At 39.6% G+C, this 25486-nt stretch carries 19 protein-coding genes; 10 read left to right on the top strand and 9 right to left on the bottom strand.

The features are described from left to right. Window positions 1–184 precede the first annotated feature (184 nt). Window positions 185–1228, top strand: a complete 1044-nt coding sequence (locus V6R21_RS14985; RefSeq protein ID WP_334244441.1) for a YihY/virulence factor BrkB family protein — start codon at window positions 185–187, stop codon at window positions 1226–1228. Further along, entirely contained in the window at window positions 1203–1655 is a 453-nt protein-coding gene (locus tag V6R21_RS14980; RefSeq protein ID WP_334244440.1) for a GNAT family N-acetyltransferase, read from the top strand. The genes V6R21_RS14985 and V6R21_RS14980 overlap by 26 nt, the downstream gene beginning before the upstream one ends. Before the next feature lie 76 nt (window positions 1656–1731). Here the strand turns inward: V6R21_RS14980 and V6R21_RS14975 are convergent, their stop codons facing one another. Further along, entirely contained in the window at window positions 1732–2247 is a 516-nt protein-coding gene (locus tag V6R21_RS14975) for a hypothetical protein (protein ID WP_334244439.1), read from the bottom strand. A gap of 66 nt (window positions 2248–2313) precedes the next feature. Next, window positions 2314–3273: an AAA family ATPase gene (locus tag V6R21_RS14970; RefSeq protein WP_334244438.1), complete on the bottom strand. Its 960-nt coding sequence runs from the start codon at window positions 3271–3273 to the stop codon at window positions 2314–2316. Between the two features lie 165 nt (window positions 3274–3438). Between V6R21_RS14970 and V6R21_RS14965 the strand changes: the two genes are divergently transcribed. The 4 genes from V6R21_RS14965 to V6R21_RS14950 all read left to right on the top strand — a co-directional run bounded on the left by V6R21_RS14965 (window position 3439) and on the right by V6R21_RS14950 (window position 8253). Next, a complete protein-coding gene (locus tag V6R21_RS14965) occupies window positions 3439–4065 on the top strand; it encodes a metallophosphatase domain-containing protein (protein WP_334244437.1) in 627 nt (208 codons plus the stop codon). Window positions 4066–4277: 212 nt separating this feature from the next. Continuing rightward, the gene (locus V6R21_RS14960; RefSeq protein ID WP_334244436.1) at window positions 4278–6305 is read left to right on the top strand and encodes a putative porin; all 2028 of its coding nucleotides are present in this window, start codon (window positions 4278–4280) and stop codon (window positions 6303–6305) included. A gap of 182 nt (window positions 6306–6487) precedes the next feature. Then, entirely contained in the window at window positions 6488–6985 is a 498-nt protein-coding gene (locus V6R21_RS14955; RefSeq protein ID WP_334244435.1) for a hypothetical protein, read from the top strand. Window positions 6986–7134: 149 nt separating this feature from the next. Next, window positions 7135–8253 (top strand): hypothetical protein, encoded by a 1119-nt coding sequence (locus tag V6R21_RS14950; RefSeq protein WP_334244434.1) that lies wholly within the window; start codon window positions 7135–7137, stop codon window positions 8251–8253. Window positions 8254–8362: 109 nt separating this feature from the next. Here the strand turns inward: V6R21_RS14950 and V6R21_RS14945 are convergent, their stop codons facing one another. From V6R21_RS14945 to V6R21_RS14925, 5 genes are all read right to left on the bottom strand, one after another. Next, window positions 8363–8830 (bottom strand): YehS family protein, encoded by a 468-nt coding sequence (locus V6R21_RS14945; RefSeq protein ID WP_334244433.1) that lies wholly within the window; start codon window positions 8828–8830, stop codon window positions 8363–8365. A gap of 200 nt (window positions 8831–9030) precedes the next feature. Then, window positions 9031–10677 (bottom strand): alpha/beta hydrolase family protein, encoded by a 1647-nt coding sequence (locus V6R21_RS14940; RefSeq protein WP_334244432.1) that lies wholly within the window; start codon window positions 10675–10677, stop codon window positions 9031–9033. Window positions 10678–10761: 84 nt separating this feature from the next. Beyond that, window positions 10762–12978, bottom strand: a complete 2217-nt coding sequence (locus V6R21_RS14935; RefSeq protein ID WP_334244431.1) for a 7TM diverse intracellular signaling domain-containing protein — start codon at window positions 12976–12978, stop codon at window positions 10762–10764. 302 nt (window positions 12979–13280) lie between these two features. Beyond that, window positions 13281–14930 (bottom strand): S8 family peptidase, encoded by a 1650-nt coding sequence (locus V6R21_RS14930; protein ID WP_334244430.1) that lies wholly within the window; start codon window positions 14928–14930, stop codon window positions 13281–13283. Between the two features lie 81 nt (window positions 14931–15011). Continuing rightward, window positions 15012–17042 (bottom strand): M3 family metallopeptidase, encoded by a 2031-nt coding sequence (locus V6R21_RS14925; RefSeq protein WP_334244429.1) that lies wholly within the window; start codon window positions 17040–17042, stop codon window positions 15012–15014. A 501-nt stretch (window positions 17043–17543) separates the two neighbouring features. Here V6R21_RS14925 and V6R21_RS14920 point away from each other — a divergent pair. After that, on the top strand, window positions 17544–18842 hold the full coding sequence (locus V6R21_RS14920) for a sterol desaturase family protein (RefSeq protein WP_334244428.1): 1299 nt from the start codon (window positions 17544–17546) through the stop codon (window positions 18840–18842). Window positions 18843–18921: 79 nt separating this feature from the next. On the opposite strand, the gene V6R21_RS14915 is transcribed toward V6R21_RS14920, so the two are convergent. Next, complete coding sequence (locus tag V6R21_RS14915; protein ID WP_334244427.1) at window positions 18922–19272, bottom strand: 4Fe-4S dicluster domain-containing protein; 351 nt, start codon at window positions 19270–19272, stop codon at window positions 18922–18924. A gap of 382 nt (window positions 19273–19654) precedes the next feature. On the opposite strand from V6R21_RS14915, the gene V6R21_RS14910 reads away from it, so the two are divergent. Beyond that, complete coding sequence (locus tag V6R21_RS14910) at window positions 19655–20677, top strand: acyl-CoA reductase (protein WP_334244426.1); 1023 nt, start codon at window positions 19655–19657, stop codon at window positions 20675–20677. Window positions 20678–20749: 72 nt separating this feature from the next. Next, window positions 20750–22867, top strand: a complete 2118-nt coding sequence (locus V6R21_RS14905) for a TonB-dependent receptor (protein WP_334244425.1) — start codon at window positions 20750–20752, stop codon at window positions 22865–22867. An 82-nt stretch (window positions 22868–22949) separates the two neighbouring features. Here V6R21_RS14905 and V6R21_RS14900 read toward each other — a convergent pair whose 3' ends face one another. Beyond that, window positions 22950–23318, bottom strand: coding sequence for a phage holin family protein (locus V6R21_RS14900; RefSeq protein WP_334244424.1), 369 nt, complete (start codon window positions 23316–23318; stop codon window positions 22950–22952). A 341-nt stretch (window positions 23319–23659) separates the two neighbouring features. Here V6R21_RS14900 and V6R21_RS14895 point away from each other — a divergent pair, with 341 nt between their 5' ends. Continuing rightward, window positions 23660–25372: an AMP-binding protein gene (locus V6R21_RS14895; RefSeq protein ID WP_334244423.1), complete on the top strand. Its 1713-nt coding sequence runs from the start codon at window positions 23660–23662 to the stop codon at window positions 25370–25372. Window positions 25373–25486: the final 114 nt, after the last annotated feature.

The raw sequence follows: 25486 nt of genomic DNA, 5'->3' as shown, positions 1-25486 counted from the left end.
AAGTTACATAAGTAAAAGATTATAGAATCAGGCAATTTCATATTCTTATGACAACAAAAGGAGGACGTATGGCAGAAATGGGTTTCATTTTTTCAATTTAATGCCTAGAAATAAGTCAAAAGTTGTTACTCTAATACATTGACCTGTTTAGAGATGCTTTAATAGGCTTTCTTCTTTATATCACATGTTCGGAAAATTAAATAAAATAAAAGCACATATAAGGCTACTGAGACTCAATTTCCATAAGGAAATCAACTCAAAACCCAATAACCTGTTACTGGATTGGCTGTATCGCTTTGTCCGTTTTATGACGCTTGTTTTTTCTTTGCTGAAAGATACCTTCAAGGCGTTCAACGACGATAAAGCCTATATCCAAGGAGCTGCATTGGCTTACTATACTGTCTTCTCTCTTCCTCCGATGCTTTACATTATTATCTCCGTTGTAGGGTCTTTTGTTGGGGAAGATATGATCAAGGAAGAAATCATTCGGGAAGTGACAATGGTTGCGGGAAGTGATATAGCCAAACAGCTCGAATTCTTTATCAACAATCTGGCAAACCCCGATAACCGATCAACCATCAAAACCATTGTAGGGATTGCAACACTGGCATTCAGTTCAACTGTCGCATTCTACACATTACAAACCTCTATCAATGAGTTCTGGAAAGTGGATGATGACAAAAAATCAGGCTTGGTTCAATTGGCACTAGACAGACTGATTTCCTTTATAATGGTGATATGTTTGGGTATTGTAGTGGTCTTTGTACTGATACTGGAAACCCTGTTTCTTGCTCTTAGCAACATTATTGAGGAATATTTTGCCATCAATATTTCGGCATTCTATTCTGCGCTAAACCTGATTCTTCCATTTATTATGGTGACGTTCCTATTTGCCGCCATTTTCAAATACCTACCGAATGCAATCATTCGCTGGAAAGACGTTACCATTGGCGCTGCCATTACTGCATTCTTGTTTTTGTTAGGACAACTAGCCATTAGCTGGCATATCAGCCGGACAAACTTCTCCAATGTATATGGGGCTGCCAATTCAATCATCATCATACTGGCATGGGTCTTTTATTCTGCACAGATTCTCTATTTCGGTGCAGAGTTTATCTATGTCTATGCTACTAAAATCGGTAAAGGAGTTAAGCCTGCCACAGGAAATAGATTCAAAATTAAAATACCATTCAAAAAAAAACATGAACTACACGATCAGGAAGCCTGAAGCAAGCGAACTGCAAACAATTGCGCAATTTCAGATAGATATGGCATGGGAAACTGAAAACCTGAAGCTTGATACTGAAACCGTCAACAAAGGAGTTAAACACGTATTTGATCACCCACAAATCGGCAACTATTGGGTAGCTGAAGCTGACAATGAGGTCATCGCTTGTTTGCTCACAGTATACGAATGGAGTGACTGGCGAAATGGCAATGTACTTTGGATACACTCCTTATATGTAAAGGAATCTTACCGCAAAAAAGGAGTATTCAAATCTATGTATACTTACCTGAAGGAAATGGTTGAAAAAAGCGACGAATTCAGAGGCATCAGGTTATACGTCGAAAAAACAAACCTGAATGCTCAACAGGTTTATGAAGCGATTGGCATGACGAAAGAGCACTATGAACTATATGAGTGGCTGAAGTAATTTTGACAAAGCTTTATAAAAAGGAAAGCCCGCTAAGTTTATAGCGGGCTTTCCTTTTTTATACCTTTAAGTGAAATTAGTAAACTCGCTTCAAACCGATTTTACCGTCTGTAATCTCCACTTTTTCCAGACTTGAGTTATAAGCTGTCATTTCAAATGTAGCAGACAACGTAGTTTCATCCACTGTCTTCAGGACTAGTTTACCTGTAGATCCTTCTGCATCCACTCCTACTGTATAGCTATCTTTCAGCTCTTTACCAGTTGTAAATAATGCTGAAGCACTTTCGCTTCCATTAAGTTTTGGTAGACTAATTGTCTGACCGCTTTTATGCAGGCTTTCAGGATAGGTAATTGTAAGGATTGGATATTTAATTTCCTGAGCAGCTAAGTCTACAGATGAGTTCAAGGTAATAACCACATAACCTTGAGCGATTGTATAAGAACTTGTCAAGTTACTGAACGTTACCTGCCCACCATCTACAGTCGCCTCATTTGTCATATTGAATTGCTCAAATACGTCTTCTGCTTTATCACAAGAAGTCATGAAACTAGCCACCATCAAGGCTGTAAGAAAGAATAAAAGTTTTCTCATAATGATAAATTTGATTTAGGAGTCGATTTCCAATCGAAAGCCAATCCTTTATTTAAACTGAAAAAATTAAAACACTTTAAATATATGCTGTTCCACAGCCTCTTGGGCTAATCTGAAACGCTCTGCTGCATTTTCACCAGATATTTCTACATAAGAAATCCCTCTCTGTTCCAGCTCCTTGACAAACCAACCGAAAATTTCTTGCCTTACTTCAGGGCTGTCCCTCATTTCATCTGCTTCCCAAGGAATATCAGGTGTAAGTAATAGGTAAAGATCGTACTTCCGCTGCTGAAGCTCCTGCTCAAGCCACTCACACTTATCCTTCAAATAGTAGTCATAATAGACCTTGGTCATCACAATATTGGTATCGTAGAACACAACCTTGTTAGCCTTCTCCAACATCTCATCTTCGGTTGCCATTTGCCCTAAAGCAATTGGCACTTTGTCTTCTTGTCCAACTACTGGGTCACCCTGCTTATACAAAAATGAATTCCTGTACTTGGCTTCCAGGTATCCTCTTGAGAACTCAGGGTTCCATACAGTATTGTAATGCCTCGCCAACTGCTTACTCAGGGTTGTCTTGCCACTAGATTCTGCACCATACAAAACCACTTTCTTTACAAAATGTGATCTTGCTTCTAGAGCAAACTCCTTCCAATATTTAATAGGCTTTTCAGTGACTTTATTGCAATTATCTAACACTTTAAATTCCTTACATAGGACAGCCTCCAAATCAGGATTGACAATTTCATTCAATATTTTTTTATCGGTTGAAAAAACAGTCTCCCCTTTCTTGAATTTACTGCTCAGGTCAATAAGCTCTGAATCAGTTAAAAGCAATATTTCTGAAGTTGGATAAGTTTCCCGAAGCCAATTATAACGGGTTTGTCCACTAATCTTGTCAGTTGTTTTCTCAATGATGATGATACGTACCTCATCAAATTGAGAAAATGCCTGGTCTATCAAGTCTACATGCACTTTCAAGAGAGGCTCAAAAGTATCAACCACCCATCCTATCTTGTTCATCCAATTTTGCTTTATAATTGAGAATGCCACGTTTTCAATCTGCGAAGGTAAAAAATAATGCTATCCAAGCAGGTTTCTAATCATAGAATATTGCACTACCTTTATATTCAAATTCACAATTGAATACCTAATTCAATTATTTTTCTTTTTTAAAAAGTCATTGTTATGCGTTTTGTGGCAATTTCAGATACACATGGCAAACATAATCAGCTCCAGCTTCCGGCAGGAGACGTACTGATCCACGCAGGGGATATCAGTTACAGAGGCAAACAGAAAGAAGTAGAGAAGTTTTTGAGATGGTTTACTGCCCAGCCACATAGCTACAAAATTTTTATAGCAGGAAACCATGACTTCTTTTTTGAGCAAGAAGACAATAAGACCATTGCCTCAATCATTCCAGACAATATCATTTACCTTAATGACAGTGGTTGCCAAATTGACGGCATCAACATTTGGGGAAGCCCCATTCAACCTCGCTTCAACAACTGGGCATTTAACCGTGACCGTGGTGAAGATATTGCAAAACATTGGAAACTGATTCCTGAAGACACTGACCTGTTAATTACTCATGGTCCTCCAAAAGGGATACTAGACAAAACTTTTTTGGGTTTAAGGGTAGGTTGTGAAGAGTTGAGGACCCGTGTCGAACAGGTTAAACCTAAAGTCCATGTATCTGGTCATATACATGAAAACTATGGCAGTGTCAGCCATCAAGAAACGCTGTTTCTCAACGCCAGCTCTGTTAACCTCTTTATGAAAATTGTCAATGAACCGTTGGTATTTGAGATTTAGTCGCTGATTTCAGGATTTTCAGTTTCGAGTGACCCTTAAAGTTTCATAAAAACAGTAGTGAAATGAAAAACATGAAGACAGTGTTTCCTACATTTCTGATCATTTTGAATGTGAGAAAAGCCTTTATAGACTTCAAATATTCATATTGAGAATGTATTTTTGAGCCAAATTTTTTCAATTTGAAGGGTGAATATCCCCTAAAAACAAAACCATTGATCGATAGTAAGCTAAATAACAAGGGATTGATTACGTTGAACCGAGATAGGAATGCTGCATGGTGGAGAAAGGTAACTTTCCTGCTGTTTTTTATTCTGGCATTTGCCGGAACCGCACTACATGCCCAAGTCGAATTAGGCTCCGAATCAAATGAAACTGAGAATGTATCAGAAGATGAACCAAACAAGGAAGGTGTCGTTTTGGAGCAGGATACCTCATGGAAATATGGACCTGAAACTTCACGATATATATTATTGGATGATTGGTACAAGATCAGATGGGGAGAACATCCAATGGATACATCATTAGTAAACTTCCAAAGATACAATTACCGTGATAAGAATGATTTCAAGTACCAGTACTTAGGTAACTTGAATAGTGGTATGCGCCCTGTTTGGATTGATTTACCTGAAAATATTGGCAATAGAGTTGGAATTACTGCCTACAAAAACTATTGGTGGAATGACAATACAATACGCTATTTTAACACGCTAACACCTGTAACAGACTGGGTAGGTATCATTGGTGGGGATGGTCGATCAGTGATTGACGCTACCATTTCTCAAAATATTACTCCTTGGTGGAATGCCAGTATACGTTTTAGCCGCTTGACTGAAACTGAATTACTGGGTCAGCAGCAAATTTCCAGAAGAATTTTTGGTCAGCTACATACTGGCTTTATGCTTACCACACGATATGAAACTCCTAATAACCGTTACAAACTGGCGGCACATTACTTGCAACAGTTCCATGATGGTACAGAAACTGGAGGGTTGGCTACAGATAAGCTATTGACTGATGATCTTACTTATGATGATCTTTTCAGACTCAGCCGTGGTGCTCTAAGCAATAATCTAGATGATGTAACTACCATTAAAAAAGAGTACAATTGGCAACTCTATCATCAGTATGCTCTTTTGGATACCGCTAAACTTCAAGTTTTCCATAAATTCAAGACATCCAAAGAGTTATTCCGCTATTTGGATGATGGCTCCAACAACGATTTCTACGTGCGGTTTCTGACTGAAGATCAAGACTCAACCATCAATTACCCTGAGTTAATTACTCATGAAATCAAGTTTGAGTCCATTGAAAACCAATTAGGTGCTAAAAGCAGGGTTGGTCCTCTTTTCCTTTCTGCTTACGGCAGGTACATCAACTATACTGCTAGAGAAAGTCAATCAGCTTTATATGAAATACCACTTCATCCGGATAACCAGTTGTTTGCTGGAGCTGAAGTTGCATTCTTATTACCTGATAGCACTTCCGAGTTATCTATTAAAGGGGAAACTGAGCTATTGAATACCAGTTCCACTACATTGACAGCTGCATTGGACTCGAGGTACGGAAAGGTTGCCTTTTACTTCAATGATTACATACAGGATGAACTAAGCCAGTATTTTATCAGTCCATTCTTTAGCTGGAATAACAATTTCAGTAACACTACCATGACCCGATATTATATTGGTCCATCTTTGCCTCTTGGTAAACATGGGTTTATCAGTGTCTTTGGTGAGTTTACTTCAATTGACAACTTCCTATATTATGACCAGAAATCCAGACCTCAACAACTTGACGGAACACTGGAGTATTACCGTTATGGTGGCAAGTTTGATTTGAAATTCTGGTATTTCAGACAAATTGGTGAGTATATCTATACTGACAACCCAAATACTGATGTTTTCAGAACTCCTGAGATGTTTGCCTCATACCAGCTAGCTTTTGAAAAAAAGCTCAAGCAACTCACGTTTATGATTGGCTTTGATGCTCACTGGCGATCTGCATATTACGCTGATGCTTGGAACCCAATTATACAAGAGTTTTATCTACAGGATTTTCAGGAAATCTGGGACTATCCGCTTTTAGATGTCTTTATAAACTTCAGGATCAGAAGAACCAATGTATTCCTGAAGATGACCAACGTATTGGAAGGATCCTATAAGGAAGGGTACTACGATACACCTGAATATATGGGACAAAGGCTTGGTTTCGAGTATGGACTTAGATGGATGTTATTTGACTAATTGTATCCTACACAACTCATTTTCATTTTGCCACTCCAAAAGGGTGGCATTTGTTATTTAATTACAATTTTGAAATCCGTATTTTGTTATAAGGCCATCGCCTGCTAATTTGAATTTAATAAGCAAAAAGGTGCTTGTCTAGTATTTAGACCAGTCCCACGTAGCAACTAAACAATATATCTATGTTTAAGAGAGTCCTATTTTTTTTCACTTTTTCCCTCCTTCTTTTAGGTACAGCTCAAGCTCAGAAATTTCTAGCCATTGATAAATACGGAACCAAAAGAGAAAGACTAATGGAAGGAGAAGGAGTCTATTTCAAACTTAAAGGAGACAAGACTCTTTTTTATGACCATATTAAGTTTTTGGGAGACACCTCGCTAGTCATGGAGAAGTCCAACACTCCAATTCCAATTAGTCAATTTGAGGAATTCAGGTTTAAAAGAGGTTGGGTTCAGGTACTCCGAACAGGTACATTATTTATGGGTGGAGGTTTCCTATTGGCAGCCGCTATAGAACCAGCTGTCAGTAACTCAAGGTATGATGCCAAAGAGGCGGTAATTATTGGGGCATCTTTTGTCGTCGTCAATCAGGGACTTAGGTTCTTGAAATGGCGTAAATACAAAGTGGGAACAGAAAGGGCTAGAGTCCAAATTTTGGACACCACGATCAAGAAAGAATAACTTACTATTCAGGTTCAAAGAAAAGTTATAGTACAGAAAACAGGTAAGTCACCCTGCAATTACATAAATTGCCTGTAAATCGATTGAGAATATCTACCTAATAACCTTATTTGAGGGTTGATCATTATAGCTAAAAATTATCACGGAAGATGAGAAAACTGTATGCATTTTTATTAGCAATCATGATGATGGCATATGGAGTTAACTCCTTTGCCCAAGATGAAATCAAACCTGTCAAGCTTTCATTTTTTACAGAATCTCAAGGTTACCAACTAAAAGTCCTACTCGATGATGAGAGCATCAAGCAGCTTGTAAGGCTGAAAGCAGGTATTAAAATGGGACTTACAGACCTATCTGACTCCAGAGCGGAAGTGGTCCAAAAACTAAATAAGGCAGGGATTCCCGTTACTGCTTGGCTACTGCTTCCAAAAAAGGATGGCTACTGGATGAATGCCTATAACCATGAACTATCTAAACAACGTTACAGAGACTTTGCAACTTGGAGTGCTAAGCATAAACTGGAATGGGATAATATTGGGTTGAGTTTTGAATCATATGCTAGCGACCAGCGTGTTATAAACAAAAGTTTTATGACCGTCACCAAAGTCTTTTTCAAGAGGATTCTTACAGCGGAAAGCCAATATGATGGAGATAATAATTACCTGAACCTAATGCATAGTATCAGGAGAGATGGCCACAAACGTGAAGTATACCTCACTCCTTATGAATTGGATAGCAGGACAGCGCAATCTGAAGCTTGGCATAACCTAAACGGAACCATGAAAGTCGCTTCTGACAGGGAGGTTCCCATTTTCTTTAATCACTTCAGTGACAATGCGGAACATGCACTTGCACAGCATATTGTCTACGGACAAAACAGCAATTATAGCTTCCCTGCAGTTATTGTAGGCTCTTTTAATGAAAAGAAGCCTTTGTCTAAAGAGTTGAATAAACAACCTTTTACTTTGGAGCACCTGTATCAGCATTTTCATATTGCCAGAGCAAAAGATACTGAGGTTTGGGCTTACGGTTTAGAGGGGGCTATTCAGGAAAGTATTTTACCTAAAATAGATTTACTTGGACAACCAAAACAAGTTTTCAGTTCCAAGCAAAGCTATAAGGGTGTCATCACAGAGAAGCGTAATGTGGAATTCTTTATGCAAGCACTTCGCTTCCCTGAGCTGGTTGCCATCTTTGGAGCCTTATTAGCACTGATTTTTCTCCTTACAGTTATCAAGACACTGAGGCTTACTTTTGCTAAGAACTAATCAGATATATAGCCTTGAAATGAAAATGCATCATCCTAAATTATTTATCAGGATGATGCATTTTTTTATCTATCATTATTTCAGTTGAGTGATACCCTACCTCTCAAAATCATTTTCCCTTTTTTCGGTATTTCAATTGCATCCCGTACAAAAAGTTACGTAAGAACTGATCCTTGCAAAGTCTGTATTGACTTTGAGTCGGTTTACGGAAAAGTGCACTCAATTCATGTTTTGACACGTTCATATCGACTAGATTATAAATCTCAATAATATCCGTATCAGTGAGGTTAAGTGCGATCTTGAGCTTTCTAAAAATAATATTGTTGGTCAGTGTTTTTTCTGGTTTTGGTTGTGGGCCATCTTTCTTACCTCGTCTGTCAGTAATCAAACCATTTAGAAATATCGCAAATTTAAGGTCATGCAAACTTTTATAGCCTTCGTCATCTTCCCTTTTCAGCCAGCCACTTACATCTGCTTTAGTAACCTTGTAATCTGCCAAAGCAAAAATCTCTATCATTTTCGAATCACTAAAGTCAAATGCATATCGAATTTTGCGTAAAATATCGTTGTTAGTCATTTTAATTTTCTGTTAGACTGTTCTATAGAATAGCGCAAATATAGTCAAAACCCTTCAGCTAAACTGATACCTTCTTACAAAGAGCAATTCAACTGATCTATTACCCTCTCCAACAAATCATTTTAAAAGCCCAACTTCAAATAAAAAGGGCGTAAGCAATTGCAATTGCCTACACCCTTTCACATTACAAATGTCTTCTTTTACTTTTCCTGTAACCCCGTTTGGCTACCTACCCAATTGATGATGATATCAAAAAGTGTAGGCTCATAACCAACAATCTCCGAGAGTTGGAAATCACCACGCTTCTCTCCTAGCATCAGCAGGTGGTTCGCATTTTTGAGTACTTGAACGTCACTTCCACTCCTTTTTGATTTCTTGATATACTTCTCCATCCTTTGGACGTTTTTGTCAGTGTCCACAATCAGGTCATTTTCACCATAAAGCGTCAAGACCGGTACATTGACCTGTCTCCAGTACTTATCTGGTGAGAAGTTATAATACCTGCTCCACCATGAGATATAATCCTTGTTATCAAATGAGGTCACGTAGTTATTCCAAGGTTTGATACTGATGGCATCTGAGGCTTGCTGGAAAGCTACTGAATCAAGGTCTCCTTTCAAGTAAGCAAACATCTGCTGATGATAAGCCAGTGCATCTTTCACATCTTGCTCAGGAAATCCATCCGCTTTCATCCTGTTAGACAATGCCCCATATTCCTGCTCTTCAAGACTTACAACTGCTCCTGACAGGTTGACAATAAACTTGACCTCATCTGACTGACTAGCTACTATTGGCATTATAAACCCTGCCTGATCGAAACCTACAAGGCCAACATTTGCTACGTCAATTTTTTCTTGCTTCAACGCCTCTTTAAGTAGGGCTTCAACATCCGCTGCCTGATCTTCAAAAGTACTTTCACGAAGGTTTCCTGTAGATTCGCCACAGCCTCTTTTGTCATACACCAAAGTAGCAACTCCATAGTAAGGCAATAAGCGAATGTATTCGTCTAGCATATTGCCTCTGAACTGTTGTCCTGCCGCTGGAATATAAACGACCAATGGATGCTTATCTACCTGACTATTAGGATAGGTGATTGTACCGTATAAAGTCACATCTCCATTCGTGGCAGAGATGTCTTGTTGCTTATCTAAATTTTGAAGCATCTTCCCTTCATTCAGTGGTATTGTTTCTCCACTCAGATCGGTAAAAGACAAACGCTCAGCTTCTCCCACTTTATTCATATGCAGGGTTACTGCAAAATCAAGTGGCACGGGAGTCAGGAGTTTTTTGCCCGCCGTAAACTTTAAAGTCTGCTCATCTCGGTAAACAGGAAAAATGACACGCTTTTTACCTGTTTCATAATCCAGTAGTTGAAGTGGATTGATGGTACCATCCAAAAAAAACGGTTCCATTTGGATTACTTTACCATTTTCAAACTGGAAATAGCCCAATAGGTAACCGATATCTTCAAGGCTGGCAGGGGTTACTCGTTGAAGGTTACAGTCGTATGCTTCTCCTCCTACAGTCATTTTCCCTTCCATCGTGCTGTCACTGGTCAAAACTCCTTTATACTCGGCATATAGCTGATCTGTATCCACCTCAAAGTAGATGGTATCTTTTGAAAACTCATAAGACTTAGGAACGTGTGAAGGAATCTCATTGTAAAAAAACCTTACCACAGGCAACGTATCTACCGAAAAACTTACAAACTCAGGATATGGCAATAGCTCTGCTGTTCCTACCCAACGCCCTTCAAACCTATCCTGCTGGGCAATAGCTTTTGTATTAAAAATAAGGGTCAAACACCCTATAAATAGGATATAAATTACCTGATTGTATTTTCTCATTGGTCTCAATCTTTTCCTCTCTGAAATTTGATCTGTCAAAAATAAAAAACCTCCAGTCATTCAAAAACTCTGGAGGTATTAGACTTATGGTTTCAGCTGAAATCCTACAACCATGATATCATCCGTGATTGGCTCTTTTTTGAGTTTTCCAGTTCGCCATTTATGCAAGACATTCTCTAAAGTATGCTGTTGTACTTTCATAGGCTTGTCCTTCATAAGGAAGAAAAGTTCTCTCAGCCTTTTACTTGTGATTCTTCGCCCTGTTTCACCTGAAAGCTGGTTTGCATAACCATTGGTAAACAGGTAACATGCCATTGTATTGTCTATCTTGATTTTTTTGGTTTTGAACTCTTCTTTTTCGGCATGGTAACCAATATAAGTCCTTTCCCCTTTAAGCAAATATAATTTCCCATCCTTGATATAAATCAATGGCTGTTTGGCACCTGCATACTCCAACATATTGCCTTCTATATCATATACGACAACACAAGCCGTCATTATCAGGTTTTGCCAAGCAGGTTCTACTGCTGCATGCTTGATGATTGACTGATTCAATCTGGTTAGGATTTCACCAGATAAACTGCATCCATCAACCAACACTATTTCTTTCAAAATCCTTTCCACAAATAGTGTGGTAAGCGCTCCCTCAAGTCCATCACCACTGATATCAGCCACTACAACAATGCGTTTATTGTCAGGCATTGTGTGGTTCCAACAGAAATCACCACCAATCTCGTTTTTAGGAATATTTAATACAAAAGAAGATTCGAATGCATTGAGGTTCTGAAATCCGGCCGCAATACTTGACTGTACTAAAGCAGCAACTTCTTTCCCTTTATCCAGCTCTCTTTTCAGCTTAGTTGCTTTCGTTTCTACCTTCAGCTTACTTTCTTTCTCATTCAACACCTCTGACTCCTTTTCAAACAGCGATTCTTTCAGCTCATGCAACTGTTTTTCCTGTTCTTCAATAAACTGCTCCTTTTGATGGATCAATTGCTGCTTTTCTGAAAGCTGTCTTGTATTTTCTTTCAGTTTTTCTTCCAATACAAGCGTGACCTTGCTTTGTGTCTTGATCATGTCCTCAAGGTTTTTTCCCTTACCACTCTCGAAAAGTTTATTCTTGTCTGAAAGGGCAAATGAAAGCATGAGTACTTCGATCACAGTACCGATAGGCAAAGCCGTATTTGTAAATACATTATCTGGTAAGAATCCTGCATTGAAAAGCACATACACTACTGCGCCTATCAGGTAGAGTCCCCATGCCAATACAAAGTAACGAGCAGGCTTATGCCCCTTATTCCAGGAGATCATAGCTGACAACAAGATAACGATAGAATTAAGACTCGTTCCCCAACCGACAACCTTAATCGCAATGGAGTAATTGGCAACAAGTCCCAAAATAATTGAAAGACCTCCAATAACAACCATACCGACTAGCATCTGATAAGATCGTGGAGACTTCTGCTTTACATTCAGGAACCTGACAGCAAACAGGGATGAACTAAAGATCCATGCCCCAATAGAGAGGACAGTCACCTTATTAGCCAATAGTGGACTCCAAGGATAAATGTATTGGAATAAATGACCACTGATTGACAAAAGGAATGTACTATTGGTTACAACAGGTACGATATACAACAAGTAATTGAGGTCCCGATATAGAAAATACATCAGCATACTGTAACACACCATTATCAGGATAATTCCTGTAAAAAGCCCCCAAGACAAGTCCAACCTTAACTGCTTTCCGATAAACGCATCTGATCGGAACAGCTTGATAGGAACCATCAAAGAGCCTTCTGTCTGAACCCTCAGCATCACTGTCATTTTTTGGGTATTCAGCATCTGGAAAGGCACCACAAAATTTCTAAAATCAAGTGGTCTTTCATCAAAGGGTAATAAGTCCCCCATCTTGTGATAATGCAAGGTTCCATTATCTTCCAACAAATAGCACTCGACATTGTCAAGACTAGGCCAAGCAATATCCATATACCACTCTCCTTTATAATCATCGGCTTTTTCCAACTCAAACTTTACCCAGAGTGCCGACTGATCAAAGCCGAAGTTGATTTCATTTCCTTTATGGGGTAAGAACAGCTCAGGACTTTTAGCATTGACTGTCTCAAAGTCCAATACCCCATCCATATCCTTGTACACACGTGCATAGGGCAAAAGGTCAATCTCCGAGATCTCTTTTGTCAGCTTTAAAGGACCTACAGTTCTCCCTTCAGCTTGCGCATTCGAGGAAAATGCCGTTATGATTAGTCCTAACAGGAAAAAGTGTATTATTATGTTTCTCAAGTGCATGTCAGTTTCAGCTAATTCAACCAGAAGTATGTTGTTATACCCAATACCTCTAGTGTTCAATCAATAAATTGGGTTGTTGAATTATCAATAGATTCAAAAAAATATCTGTTATATAGAAATAAAAATATTACAATAAGGAGATAAAAAAAATTATAAATGAAAAAAGGCACTTTTTATTAAGGTCTTATCAGCAGATTATGATTTTCTCACGCCCTTTATATCCTCATTTCTAACAAAAAACGGTAGTACTCCAATCAAGGAATACTACCGTTTTTATATGTATAAAAAGCTGTCGCTTACTTATATCGCTTGTCTGCGTATTTCACTGCATTGTAAAGGTTTACAATACCTCCTGAGTTTGAAAGCTCACCGAATTTTACTTTTTCAGGTTCTTTACCTTGTGCAAGGTCTCTCTTGTAACCAGGCAGGTACACTTCTTTTTTCTTCATGTCAATCGCTGACTTGATCAGCACTTTCTTCACATCTGCAGCTGACATGCTTGGATAATATGACATCAGTACTGCTGCAGCACCTGCTACTACTGGTGATGCCATACTTGTACCGTTGTATGCCTCATATTTAGAACCAGGAACAGTAGAATAGATATCTACACCCGGAGCAAAAATGTCAACTCTCTTCTTAGCATAGTTAGAGAAAGTGGCAGGCATAGTCTCATCATCTTTCCAGTTCAAGGCACCAACCTCAATCCAGTTTTTAGCATAACCGCCTTTCAGGTAATTTGCTGATGGGAAGTTTGACTCCTTGTCTGTGTTTTTGTTGTCATTACCTGCTGCGTGTACAAAAAGCACTCCTTTTCCAATTGCATACTTCACCGCTTCATCCACTGCTTCCTTATCTGGAGAGAATGCTTTACCAAAACTCATATTGATAACTCTTGCACCGTTATCAGCAGCATAACGGATGGCATTGGCAATATCCTTATCTCTCTCATCTCCATCAGGAACTGCTCTCAGCACCATGATCTCTACATTATCGGCAACACCTTTGATACCCAAGTTGTTGTTTCTAACAGCGCCAATAATACCCGCTACGTGCGTACCATGCTCAGCACCTGGGCCGATTACATCGTTGTTTCCGTAGCCTTTTTCTTTCAAGTTGGCATAATCATCACCGATTACTTCCCTTGAATTAAAGTCTGTATTGTAGCTGTATTTCACTTGGCTCGTGAAGTAATCCACAGCTTCCTGCAAATCTTCTTCACCAACACCTTGTGCCTTCAGTTCCTTGAACAACTCTGCCATCAGCATTACGTTTTCGTCTGGAGAACTGAAATCGCTTAAGCTATCCAATGGCACTTCCTCTACCCCAAAATATGCTTCCATCAGCTTCTTGGAACGCAAGAACTCCTGCTGAATAGCCGAGTATTGCATCAGGCTCTGCAATGACTTCTGGTAACCCTTGTCATATGACTCTTTAACCTGCTGGTAGTATTCGAATTCTTTTTTATCTGCCTTACTGATTTCTTCTTCTGTCTTATCACCATACTTGGCATTCAGACGGGCGAACTCTCTTGTTACCTCAAGGTTATCCTCACTGACATTCTCTCCATTGGCACCACCAATAAAGTTCCAGCCATGAACATCATCTATATAACCGTTGTTATCATCATCCTTTCCATTGCCTGCTATTTCTTTCTCATTGGTCCAAATGATATCTTTCAAGTCTTCGTGGTCAATGTCAATACCACTGTCAATCACTGCTACCACTACTTTAGTAGACTTTTTGCCTTTCAGGATTTCATTGTAAGCAGCCTCTGTACCGATGCCATAAACGCCACCTTTCTCTTTATCAAGGTTGAACCAGTTTTCAGGAGCTCCTCTCAGCGGATCACTATCCTGTGCTGAAACCGTATTATAAGCAGCTGCACCCAACGAGATATTTACAGCTAGCAATCCCATCAGGGATAATTTTTTCAAATCTACCATTGTGATATTATTTGTGTCTTCAATTAAAAACCTTCCTGAACTTTAGCTAAGGCTCAGGAAGGACGGTATATATAGTTAATATTATTGGATCAGTCCTGCTCTACGCAACAAGGCATCTACAGAAGGTTTGTGTCCTCTGAAACGCTCATACAGTTTCATCGGGTGCTCACTTCCTCCTTTAGCAAGAATATTGTTTCTGAAACTCTCGGCTGTTTCCTTGTCAAAAATCCCTTTCTCCTTGAACAGTTCAAAAGCATCAGCATCCAGCACCTCTGCCCATTTATAGCTGTAATAACCAGCAGAATAACCTCCCTGAAAAATATGGGAGAATGAGCAGCTCATATTTGTTCCTGGTACAGATGGCAACAGGTTAGTTGGCATAAATGCTTCTGTTTCGAAAGCATCAATATCAGCTACTTCGCCCATTTCAGATGCGTGATAGTTCATATCCAGCAAACCGAAAGATATTTGTCTTACGGTCTGGTACCCTTCAAGGAATGTCGCCGCCTCTTTGATTCTTTGCACCAATGACTCTGGAATCAGTTCTCCAGTCTCATAATGCTTTGCAAACAGGTCAAGACATTCTTTCTCATAAGCCCAGTTTTCCATCAGTTGAGAAGGCAACTCTACAAAGTCCCAATAAACATTGGTACCTGAAAGGCTCTCATAAATTCCATCTGCCAACATGCCATGCAAAGCATGTCCAAACTCATGGAACAGCGTCGTTACCTCATTAAAAGTAAGTAATGAAGGTTTGGTAGCAGTTGGTTTTGAAAAGTTACAGACAATGGAAACATGTGGTCTATTCTCCTTATCTCCTTCCTTGTACTGTCCTTTGTAAGAGGTCATCCAAGCTCCGTCACGCTTACCTGCTCTTGGGAAGTAGTCTGCATAATAGACAGCCAAATGACTTCCATCTGCATTTCTCACTTCATAAGCTTTTACATCAGCATGATAAACTGGAATGTCTTTGTTTTCGTGGAAAGTGATTCCAAACAGCTTATTGGCTACAGTAAAGACGCCTTCCACTACGTTCTCAAGCTTGAAGTATGGTTTCAGTTTCTCATCATCAATCTCATAACGTTCTTTCTTCAGCTTTTCAGCATAATACGCCCAGTCCCAACGCTTCACATCACCGGTCTCCCCAAGGCTGTGCATAAATTCAGTCACCTCATTCACTTCACGCTCTCCAGCAGGCTTTCCTTTTTCAAGCAAGTCTTCCAGAAAACCATAAACAGTATCAGGTGCCCCTGCCATTCTTTCTTCCAAGACATAGTCCGCATGGCTCTTGTATCCCAACAGTTTAGCTTTCTCATTACGAAGCTTTACTATTTCCTTGACAATGGACGTATTATCCATCTCATCACCTTTGAATGCCTTGCTACCAAAAGCCATAAACAGCTTCTTACGCAACTCACGGTTGTCCGCATAAGTCATAAAAGGAATGTAACTAGGATATTGAAGCGTAATAACCCATTTACCATTATGGCCTTTTTCCTTGGCTGCCTGTGCTGCAGCTTCCTTGGCATATTCAGGCAACCCAGAAAGGTCCTCTTCATTATCAAGCACCATTTCAAAGCTGTTGGCTTCTGCCAAAACCCTTTCGCCAAATGTTAGGGATAGCTCTGAAAGTCTTTTCGAAATTTCTCTCAGCCTTTGTTTATCACTATCACCAAGTTCTGCTCCATTACGAGCAAAATACTTGTAAGACTTGTCAAGTAACATCTCCTGCTCTGCAGTCAGCGTAAGACTGTCTTTCTGCTGGTACACTTTCCTGATATGCTCAAAAAGTTTCGCATCAAACAGGATATCATTACCATGCTCAGATAGCAGTGGAGACATTTCCTTGGCTATTCGCTGGATTTCGTCATTGGTCTCCGCTGAGTTGAGGTTAAAGAAGATCGAAGTAACCCTCTGCAACAACCTGCCTGAACCGTCCAAAGCTTCTACAGTATTTTTAAATGTTGGTACTTCTTCCTTTTTGATCTGTTCAATTTCCTCCTTGGCAAGCTTAATTGCTTCTTTCACAGCCGGCAAGTAATGTTCCTCTTTGATCTCGGGAAATGGCGCTGTATCAAAAGGCGTGTTGAATTTCTCTAATAGCGGATTCATTATTCAGTATTAATCAGTTTTAAATTTTTGGTAACCAAAAATGGGTAATTGTACCTGAATAGATGCTGTTGGCTTAAAAAATTGTATTCAGGACAACCGAATTTACATAAAAACCCCAAGAAAACAGTATCTGTTTAGCACTTTCCATAGAGTTGAAACCTTATGTAATGTTGCCTTTAAATTTGAATTGTGAGCCAAGTGGTTCAATGCTAGGGGATTTGTACTTCAGAAGGTCAAAATTAAAATTTTCATAAAATTTCCCATCCTCTTTTCATCTCTACCACTTTTGAAAGTGAAATAACACAATTGAAATTAATCAATTGATTTATTGAATGATAACTCATTCTCTAAAGATTTTTACCGATCACTATGTAACATTAACACTTAATATTATTTAAATTACAGAATAATCAATTGAAGATTAACGATTAATCAAAATGATTGATTAAGGAAAGTGAAATTTACAGAAACCTTATTTAACTAACATTTCTCACTACTATTATGAATGTTTACATTATCAGTGCCCCTATCATCTTGGGGCTACTCGTAATTGAGATTATTTACTGCTTTATCAAGGGCAATGGGTATTACAAGTTTCAGGATACCGTTGCTAACGTCGGTACTGCCATTGGTAACCAATGCGTCAACCTTGTCGTGGCAGCTGTCATTTACCAATCATTTGGCTACCTGTTTGACAACTTTGCCATGTGGGAAATCCCTACTACCTGGTGGTCACTCGCCATTCTGCTGATCCTGATTGACTTTTTGTTTTATTGGTTCCACAGGGTTGGGCATACCATCAATATTTTTTGGGCAGCCCACATGCCACATCACTCTTCTGAGGAGATGAACCTCGGAGTTGGTCTGAGAGCCAGTGTAACCCAAAGGCTATTTGCATTTTCAGTATTCTGGCCTTTACCGTTACTTGGCTTTACTCCTGATGCCATTTACTCTATGGTTGCCCTGCACTTGCTTGGTTCCTACTGGCACCACACAAGGGTGATCAAGAAGTTGGGTTGGTTTGAAAAATGGTTCAACTCCCCTTCTCACCACAGGGTTCACCACGGTGTCAATCCACAGTACATCGACAAGAATTTTGGAGAGTTTTTGATTATTTGGGACAAAATGTTCGGAACGTTTGAGCCTGAAGTGGAAGAAGTTTGCTACGGTGTAACACACCCTCCGAAAACATGGGACCCTACCAACATCTATTTCCAATATTGGAAAGAGTTAGCCATTGATGCAGCCAAGGCACCTAGGTTCATAGACAAAATCAAGATTTGGTTTATGCCACTAGGCTGGAGACCTAAGGGAATGGAAAATGAAGGTGAAACGGTAGCCGGTATAGGTTATACACTGTCAGAACAGGTCAAATTCCAGACTAAGCAGTTCCGTAAAAGTAAACCGTACCTGATCTTTCATATTGTCCTTGCCATGATGTTCATGTACATCACAGTCCATACAAAATCACCACTTAGTGAAACCGACCGTTGGATATTCAGTGGTGCTATCTTTGTCATGATTACAGCATGGGGAGGAATTTTGGAAGGAAAGAAATGGGCTCCTATCATTGAAATATTCAGGTTGCTGCTTATGGCTGTCCTGACAGCTTATGCCATGGATCAACTGTACCATGTAAGCAGTCCGACTGGTATCCCGACTCTGGTTGTATTTAGTATCACAGCTGGTTCTATACTTTGGGTATCCAAATACTTTAGAGAGGATAAGCTTGAACTTCCTGATGAGGAAAAGGTGATGAATGCTTCTGGTGACAACAATGTAGCAATTCAAAGCAGATAAAATAGCCACATATCATAAAAACAAAAGGCGAGTACTCCTCAGAGTCTCGCCTTTTCATATGCCTAAAACTGATGACAGCTTAAGCTTCTGCATGTAGCCACTGCTTCTTAGCAACTAGCTCATCTTCGCTTTCTCTGTAATCAGGGTCATCCACACAGCAGTCAACAGGACATACAGCCGCACATTGAGGCTCCTCGTGGAAACCGATACACTCAGTACATTTATCAGAAACGATGTAATAGAATTCATCTGAGATTGGTTCTTGCTCAGCGTTACCATCTATCACCGTACCATCTTCCATTTCAATTTTATCCAGCTCAGTACCGCCGCCCCAAGTCCATTCTACGCCACCTTCATAGATTGCTGTATTAGGGCATTCTGGTTCGCATGCACCGCAGTTGATGCACTCGTCAGTAATCATAATCGCCATAACGCTCGTACTGTTTTATTTTTAAGTTTTAAAAATGCTTTTAAGGCTTCAGTCAATAACAAAGATACTTCTCGTTTAAGAAGTTTTAAAGTAATTGTCCAAATTTTAAATAGATTCGCAATAATAGAACCCTTTCAGATTAATTTGTGACAAACATATAAGAGAAAATTACAAGAAATTGTTTTAAGGGTTTCAAAGTTTATTTTTCTCTTACAGATCTTTTCTTCCGCCTGCTTTCTTTTTCTCTGATCTTTGTTCTTAAATCGTTTTCTGTAATTTTGCCCTCCAATCGGGCATCCTTCTAAAAACGGATGGCAAATATCAGACAAACGTTATTAAAAATAAATATAAATAGCGGAAGATCGCTAAGAAAATTTTAGTAATGACATTAAAAGAAAGAGTAGAAGCATTTGCTAAACTCGGTCAGAAGATCAGCAACCTGACTGAGGATGAACAAGAGATGGTGTTGATTCGTGCCAATTCAAGCAATGGTTGGTTTGACGAACAAAGTGTACTTTCTGCCTTGAAAGGAATTGGTGTCTACCTAAATCAGGATGCTTTGGATACTTGGGTTGCAGCGTATGACATTCCTGACACAGTAACCCCTAAGTCTGTGCTAGTGATTATGGCTGGAAATATTCCAATGGTAGGCTTCCATGATGCTCTTTCGACCCTTATCAGTGGACATAAGCTGGTTGCCAAGATTAGTTCTCAGGACACTTACCTGATGCCTTGGTTACTGGAAACACTGATTGAAATCGAGCCTGCATTTAAGGATATGATTACCATTACTGAAGGCAGAGCAGAACAAATCGAAGCTGTCATTGCAACAGGGTCAGACAACAGTGCCCGTTACTTTGAGCAGTACTTTGGTAAATACCCTAACATCATCCGTAAAAACAGGTCTTCTGTAGCAGTGATCAGAGGTGATGAAGACAAAGACGTACTTGCAAAACTGAAGGATGATATCCTGATGTACTATGGACTTGGCTGCCGTAACATCTCAAAAGTCTTTATTCCTTCGTCTTTTAACATCAACTTATTGTTGGAGGCATTGGAGCCTTTTGCCATTCAGGTAAGAATGAACCACAAGTACCAGAATAATTATGACTACAATAAGTCTATATATCTGGTAAACAAGGTTCCTCATCTTGACAACGGTGGTATCATTTTCCGTGAAAGTGAAGAGATGGTATCCCCTATTTCTGTGGTGTACTACGAGAAATATGAAAATGGTGCTGAACTGAAACAAAAGTTGGATGAGATCAAGGAGAAGACACAATGTGTGGTTTCTTCCGACCAGTGGTTAGCAGAAAGCTATAACTTTGGTCAGGCACAGTTCCCTGCACTTCATGATTATGCAGATGGTGTGGACACGCTGAAGTTTCTTATTGAATTGAACTAAACTTTCAATAAATCGGGCAGCTACCAATTGGAAGCTGCCTCCTTACTTTTACCAAATTCATAATTTGTAACAATGATTTACTTCAAACACTGGAGCAGAAAACCTTATGCCCTTTTCAAGACATTGGGCAAAGAGATCAAAATCTGCACATTGGCAACAGGCATGTTGGCAGCAACGCCCCTGAATCTTTTAGCACAGGATGCACAACAGGTCACAACAATTAGTGACTCTACATTATTAGAATCTGCACTGACTGAAGATGGACTGGAGGATCAACTACTCAGTGAAGTGGTAGTCAACACACAGCGAGTTCCAAAAGTATATTCCGAGCAAGGTAGAGTCGTTACCGTTATTAGCAGAGAAGAACTCAAACAAGCTCCCGTCCAAAACCTGCAAGACCTGCTGGAATATGTTTCAGGCGTAGATGTTCGCCAACGTGGACCGATGGGTATTCAAGCAGATATAAGCATTAGAGGCGGTTCATTTGACCAAGCCCTCGTCCTCCTTAATGGTGTCAATATCAACAACCCTCAGACAGGACACCTCAACCTCAATCTCCCCGTAGATCTTGAAAGTGTAGAAGCAGTCGAAATCCTGCAAGGTCCTGGCTCCCGTGTATTTGGACCGAATGCTTTCAGTGGTGCCATCAATATTATTACTGGCTCAAAAGACAACAACAATATCTCTGCCCATGTAATGGCTGGTGAACATGGGTTGCACAAAGTAGCTGCATCTGGTACGCTTAAGAAAGGAAAGATAAAACACTACCTTTCTGCTAGCAAGCAAGGAAGCGATGGCTATACCCGCAATACAGACTTTAATGCGTACAATGCGTTCTATCAGGGAAAATTAGGCACTAAAGCTGGTGACCTTGAAATGCAACTAGGTTATGGCAACAAAGCATTTGGTGCCAGCACTTTCTATTCAGCCAACTTTCCTGACCAGTTTGAGCAAAACAAAGCTTATTTCGGAAGCTTGAAATTCACAACTAAAGGAAAAGTAAAATTCACGCCATTAATCTACTGGAACAGAGCACAAGATCGCTTTGAGCTATTCCGTGATTTTGAGAATGCAGCCAGCTGGTACTCAGACCACAACTATCACCTTGTAGATGCATATGGAACTAACCTCAGTGCACAGTACAACTCAAAGCTAGGTACAACCGCTGTAGGGTTAGATATAAGGTCTGAAAATATTAGAAGTAGTGTATTAGGTAAAGACATGGATAATCCTCAGGATGTACCTGGAGAAAACATTGACTATCCGGCAGGATACCCTGAGGGCAAAAAACCTCAATTCACGAAAAAAGACGGAAGAGAAAACATCAGCTTTTTCTTGGAGCACAATTTTGATATAGGCAAACTTTCAGCTTCAGCAGGATTAATGGCTAACTGGAACTCACACTTGGACAGAAGTGAGGCAGATGCATTTGATGTATTCCCAGGCATTGACCTTTCTTATCAAATAGTAGACCCTCTGCGTGTATTCGGTTCGGTCAATACATCCATGCGTATTCCAACTTTTACGGACCTTTATTACCTATCTACTACAGATGTTGGTAATGAAAACCTGAACCCTGAAAAGGCTACCACATATGAAGGTGGTATTAAGTATTTCGATGGTCCATTAAGTGGTAGTATCTCTGCTTTTTACCGTGAAGGAAAAGACATCATTGATTGGGTAAAAGACGATGCGGCCGGTACATTTAACGCAACCAACATTCCTGAGCTAAATACTTTTGGTGTTGATGTAAATGCACAATTCAAACCAGGCAGGTTAATTGACAATTTCTTTATTCAACGCATTTCATTGAGCTATACCTACCTAGATATGGACATCAATGCGGATAATGCCATCTCCAAATACGGCTTGAGTAACCTGAAACATAAAGCAGTTTTGGGCATTAATCACCGTATATTCAAAAACTTGTATGCAGACTGGAAGATGCATTACCAACAAAGAAATTATGCACTGTACACATTTGATGAAACAGCTGAAATACAAGCAACTGACAATCCATTCGAAGCATATGCTTTGGTAGATTTACGTCTGTACTATGTCTACAATCAGTTCAATTTCTATGTTGAAGCATCCAACTTATTTGATGAAAAATACATAGATTTTGTCTCTGTAGAACAGCCTGGAAGATGGGTAAGAGCAGGGTTGAAAATTGACCTTGACTTGAACTAAACCATTCAGGTAAGTAAAAAAGACTTTCAGAAATACATCTGAAAGTCTTTTTTATTAAAGAGTGTCCTCCCCTATTGATTCATTAATCCTCTCCTTCTTTTAGTCCTAGCACATTCTCTAGAATTGTCATTGCAATTGAATACAGTAATGAGAAAACAATTGCTGTAAAAATCCCCGGCACTTCAAAGCCATCCACCAGTTTTCCTGCCAAGTAAAAAGTAAATGAATTAAGGATTATCAGAAAAAGCCCCAACGTGATAATTGTAATCGGCAGGGTCAGGATAAAAAGAATCGGTTTTATAAATAAGTTGATCAAGGAAATCACCACTGCTACCACAATGGCGGTCCAGTAATTGTCAATTGTGACACCACTTCCGACACTTTCCATCATATAGGCTCCCGTAAAAACCGCGATACCGGACACTAAAAACTTAACAATCAGCTTCTTCATAATTTGTTAGTATTAATCATAGTTTATTGGTGAACCCCAAAATATATGTATAAAATCACTAAAAAGTGATAACATTCGTCATTCCTCTGAATGTGAAGAGTTTACATAAAATAAAAGGTACTTTTTACAAATATTCTATCAGATATGACTCAAAAACATCATACTTCATCTAAAAAAGATTAAATTTGCAAACTATAATGTATAGTCACACTTGTTTTACGATCACTTTTATAATAGTCTATTTACCAGCACTACTCTACCGTTAAAAGCATAAACTGCTGTTTATAAGCTATTTAATTGACTATACAAACTCGATTTTTAACTATACACCAAAATCAACCATGGTAAAAAGCACGACCGACTATCCGTGGCTTAAAAGCTACCATCCAAACATGCCTCATACGATTAACCCTGACAAGTATGAGTCGCTATTGGATATCTTCACTGAAGTCGCTCAGAATTTCAGCCAACAAACGGCTTTTGAATGCATGGGCGCTAAGTTGACATTCAAACAGTTTGATGAACTGTCAACACACTTCGCTGCTTACCTGCAAAAGAAAACTGACCTCCTTCCAGGTGACCGCATTGCTATTCAACTACCCAACATCTTACAAAGTCCCATAGCTATCGCCGGAGCACTGAAAGCCGGACTAATTGTAGTAAACACAAACCCGCTTTATACAGAGCGAGAAATGGAACACCAGTTCAAAGATGCTGGCGTTAAAGCCATTGTGGTACTGGCTAATTTTGCTCATAAAGTAGAAGCAATTTTATCCAAGACCAACATTAGACACATCTTCACGACTGAAATTGGGGACATGCTCGGATTCCCTAAAAAATTCATTGTGAATGCTGCGGTGAAGCACATCAAGAAGATGGTTCCTACATATGACCTCCCTTCTGAACTCAGTTTTACAGAAATCCTGAAGGCTGGCAAAAGCTGTGACTACCAACGTATTCCAGTCACAACACAAGACCTAGCACTGCTTCAGTACACAGGAGGTACGACAGGCGTAGCTAAAGGAGCGATGTTGACACATCGAAACATTATCGCCAATATTGAGCAATTGGATGTTTTGCTGCGTGCTCACGGTGCCAAGTTTGGAGAAGAAACAATGGTGACTGCACTGCCTCTTTACCATATTTTCTCTTTCAGTGTCAACTTCCTGACGATGCTGAAAATCGGGGCCAGTAATATCCTGATCCCGAACCCTCGTGATATGAAAAGCTTTATAAAGGAGCTTAAAAAGACTGACTTCACACTTATCACAGGGGTAAATACACTCTTTAATGGTATGCTCAACTACCCTGAATTTGCCGATGTCAACTTCAGAAACCTGAAAATCAGTATCAGTGGTGGTATGGCTGTACAAAGAGCGGTTACCGAACGTTGGTTGGATGTCACAGGCTGCCCACTTACTGAAGGTTACGGACTGACGGAAGCTTCTCCTGTTGTATCTGTTAACCCGCTAGACGGAAGTGGTAAAATGGCGACAATCGGACTACCTCTTGCCAGTACAGTACTCTCTGTAAGAGATGACAACGACAACGAACTCGAGGAAGGTGCTGTTGGGGAAATCTGTGTAAAGGGACCACAAGTAATGAGCGGATACTGGAACATACCTGAAGAAACGCGTAAGACCTTTACTCCAAGTGGTTGGCTCAAAACAGGTGACATTGGTGTGATGGACAGTGACGGTTATTTCAAAATCGTAGACCGCAAGAAAGATATGATTCTGGTATCTGGCTTTAATGTATACCCTAATGAAATCGAAGATGTGATTGCTTGTCACCCAGATGTATTAGAGGTAGCAGCCATCGGTGTACCGGATGAAAGATCAACGGAAGCTGTTAAGGTGTTTATCGTCAAAAAAGATGAGCACTTGACTCCTGAATCGATTATCAGTTACTGCAAAGAAAATATGACAGGTTACAAAATACCTCGCCATATTGAATTCAGAACAGAGTTGCCAAAAACAGAAGTAGGTAAAATCCTGAGAAGAGCCTTAAAAGAAGAGGAACTGGCAAAAGCTTCATCAGTATTGAGGAGATAAACCTCAACTATATTTTAAATTTAAAAGCGGAGTCTGATTAGTCAGTCTCCGCTTTTTTTATTAAAAACACATTATAATATATCGATACAATAGCAATTATCACTAATTAATAAA

It is taken from the genome of Limibacter armeniacum (genome assembly GCF_036880985.1).
Classification (GTDB): domain Bacteria; phylum Bacteroidota; class Bacteroidia; order Cytophagales; family Flammeovirgaceae; genus Limibacter; species Limibacter armeniacum.
The sequence above is the reverse complement of the archived record's forward strand: the minus strand, read 5'-3'. Positions and strand labels throughout refer to the sequence as shown.